This window comes from Heliophilum fasciatum, assembly GCF_004341395.1.
In the GTDB taxonomy this organism is placed as follows: Bacteria; Bacillota; Desulfitobacteriia; order Heliobacteriales; family Heliobacteriaceae; genus Heliophilum; species Heliophilum fasciatum.
In genome coordinates this window covers 1-3,184 of sequence record NZ_SLXT01000059.1, presented here as the reverse complement: position 1 = coordinate 3,184, position 3,184 = coordinate 1, and the positions used below count along the sequence as shown (strand labels likewise).

Annotated in this window: 3 protein-coding genes; all 3 read left to right on the top strand. The window is 39.2% G+C overall.

Annotation, left to right across the window (positions count from 1 at the left end):
• On the top strand, positions 1-1,109 hold a 1,109-nt coding region (locus EDD73_RS14545), incomplete at its 5' end, for a site-specific integrase (protein WP_207668905.1).
• Entirely contained in the window at positions 1,106-2,071 is a 966-nt protein-coding gene (locus EDD73_RS14540) for a tyrosine-type recombinase/integrase (RefSeq protein ID WP_131921164.1), read from the top strand. The genes EDD73_RS14545 and EDD73_RS14540, both read left to right, overlap by 4 nt.
• Entirely contained in the window at positions 2,064-3,065 is a 1,002-nt protein-coding gene (locus EDD73_RS14535; protein WP_131921162.1) for a tyrosine-type recombinase/integrase, read from the top strand. The genes EDD73_RS14540 and EDD73_RS14535 overlap by 8 nt, the downstream gene beginning before the upstream one ends.
• The last annotated feature ends 119 nt before the right edge of the window (positions 3,066-3,184 follow it).

Genomic DNA, 3,184 nt, shown 5'->3' with positions numbered 1-3,184 from the left:
CTTCACGATTTCTACGATCAAGTTTCTATGATATGAATAATCCTGACCTTAAATATCAGATAGACGAATTCTTAAAAAAAAATGAATCATCCTTACCTTTTTCCATATTCATAAATTGCCGAGCCGCATTATACGCTTATTATAAATTTTCACTGGGAATGCCTTATCCTAAAAGAACAAAAGAGACAATTTCTAAAGAAATCGAAGATTTATTAGCTGGATTTCAGGAATTTCAGAAAAGTGTTAAGCATCTAGTAGAAACAACTATCTTATCAGAGACAAATCAAGTAAGACGTTTCCTCAATGTCATTTATCAAAAGTCGCCGAAGAGTTTTAATGTATCGGGTATTGGCGCAATCGATATTTGCAATTATTTTACGAATGATGCAAACCATTTAATGCCTAGCACCAAAGGAAGAGTCGCCACATCGTTACGTAATTTTTTCCGCTACCTCCGCTTTTCTCGTGTAATAGTAGATGAATCTATTTTTAAGCTGCCTCTTTCTCCGGCAGTGTGGAAGTTAAGTTCTATCCCGACTGTTCTCAGTGATGATGAATTTCAAGCATTGCCTAAAGCCTTTGATCAAAGCAAGCCTTCAGGAATACGAGATTATGCAATTGCTTTAAGCTTCACGGAATTAGGTCTTCGGTGTGTAGAAGTTGCCCAATTAACCGTAGACGATTTTGATTGGGTGCATGGTATAGTTACAATCAAAAATACCAAAAACCATATAGATAGGTCACTGCCTATCTCCTTTACATTTGGTGAAGCCATCGTTAATTATCTACAGAATGCTCGTCCGGCATCAAAAAGCCGAGTTCTTTTTGTTCGCTTTTCTCATGTTCGAGGCGAACCCATGGGTAGAAGCCAGGTCAGAGGTATTATGCGCCGGGCATACAAGCGAGCCAGATTTCGTGAATCGATTACCGGTACGCATATAATACGTAGAACAGTGGCTAGTAAAATCTATAAAAAGGGCGCTTCACTAAAAATGGTGGCTGATATCCTTGGACATGAGAGTCTGGAGAGCACTGCTATTTATACAAAAATTGATACGGATGTGCTAATCAAAGCTGCCACTATATGGCCAGGAGGTGGTAGCTTATGATTACGGATAACAAAATCACCAGACAAATAGAGACGTACATTGAATACAAACAAAGCCTTGGCTATCAGTTGAAAACTGAATCACAAGAATTACGACGTTTTGCGAATTACACACGTGGGATTGATTATAGTGGCTCACTTACTGTTGATCTGGCCATGCAGTGGGCTTCTCTAAATGCCAATTTCAGTAGATGGTACATGGCTAGAAGGTTGGAAACGGTACACACATTCGCAGTATATGTCGCTTGTATTGATCCTAACGCACAGGTTCCTCAGACGGGGGCCTTCGGAAAATGCCATGGACGTGTAGAACCTTATATTTACACTGAAAAAGAAATCCGTATGCTCATGGATGAAGCGCTGAAGCTATTTGCCACTGATGGAATCCGAGGATTGACAGTATCGATCGCACTTGGCCTTTTATGGGCAACGGGAATCCGCGTTTCTGAACTAACCCGTCTTACGGTTAAAGACGTTAATCTTAAAGATGGATATCTGTTTATAAAAAATACAAAGTTCTTTAAGGAACGGCTGATTCCATTACATCCATCTGCAATAAAAGAGCTTGAAAATTATAACTTGGAAATACAAAGAAAATCCTATCGATGCTCACAGGATGATTTCTTTTTTGTAACCTCCCATGGAAAACCTTTTAATTTAAGAGCTTTCGAATATGCATTTCAACTATTACGCCATTGTCTGTTGCCAGACGGTGTAAAAGATTGGAACAGAAGATCTCCGCGCCTATATGACATCCGACACACTTTCGCTTGTCGTACTATCCTTAAATGGTATGAAAGTGGAGAAGATGTCAATCGGATGATATATGTACTCTCGGTATATATGGGACATGTAAAGCCAGCAGATACCTATTGGTATCTAACCGCCACTCCGGAACTTCTCTCCATTGCATGCAAGAAGTTCGAATTCCGTTGTGGAAAGGGGTGGACTCCTTATGAATAACACATTCCAATGTTTGCTTCAAAAATTCTTCCTTACGCGGTTGATGAATCAAAAACAAGCGTCTCCGGAAACCATTAAATCCTACAGGGATACATTCCGAATCTATATTGAGTATCTAAATACGATTCATAAATGCCCGCCGTATAAAATACGTGTAGAACACATCGAAGCTGAATATATCCTTGATTTTCTTGAGTATCTTGCTCATAAGAGGAAAAATCAGACGAAAACCATTAATAGTCGTTTGGCTGCGATCCACTCATTCCTCCATTTTATGTCTTTTGAAAAACCGGAATACAGTGCGATGCTGCAAAGAAGCCTTATGATTCCCTTTCAAAAGACGGAAAAACGGCAGATCGATTTTCTAACAAAAGAAGAGATTGATGCACTTTTAGATGCTTGCTCGATAAAAGATGTCCTTGGACGCCGTGATCGAATGATGGTTCTGATTCTATACAATACCGGTATACGGGTATCAGAACTTCTTTCCGTGAAGTGTAATGATGTTGTATTTGATGCTTCTGGGAGTGCAGGCTATATTCATGTAACAGGCAAAGGGCGAAAAGAAAGAAGTATTCCTCTCTGGAAAACGACTGCATCTTATATAAAAAAATATATTTTAGAAAATGCGCTAAAAGAGGATGATAAACTGTTCATGAATCATGCAGGCGATGTTCTGACCCGTTCAGGTGTCCGTTATCGCATCAAATGCTTGATGGAAAAAGCTCAAAAAACCGTCACTACACTAAAAAACAAAAATATTAGCCCACATACTTTCCGCCATTCGACCGCACTTCACTTGCTGCAATCCGGTATTGACATTTCAACAATTGCTATATGGCTCGGACACGAGAGCATAAATACAACACATAAATATATGGAAGCGGACATTGAAATGAAGCAGAAAACACTGGAGAAAATGGCAGAACCGTCTGTTGATGCGTATCGTTACAGACCTTCTAAGGACATCCTCTCATTCTTAGCTTCCTTGTAATATTAATATTTATGTGCTCATTTCAAGATGTTAATAGACTGGACCGAAGTGATAATTAGGCGATATTTTCTACATTATAATTTGGTAAGCGCATAAATGAAGTGAGCACATAATTTCGG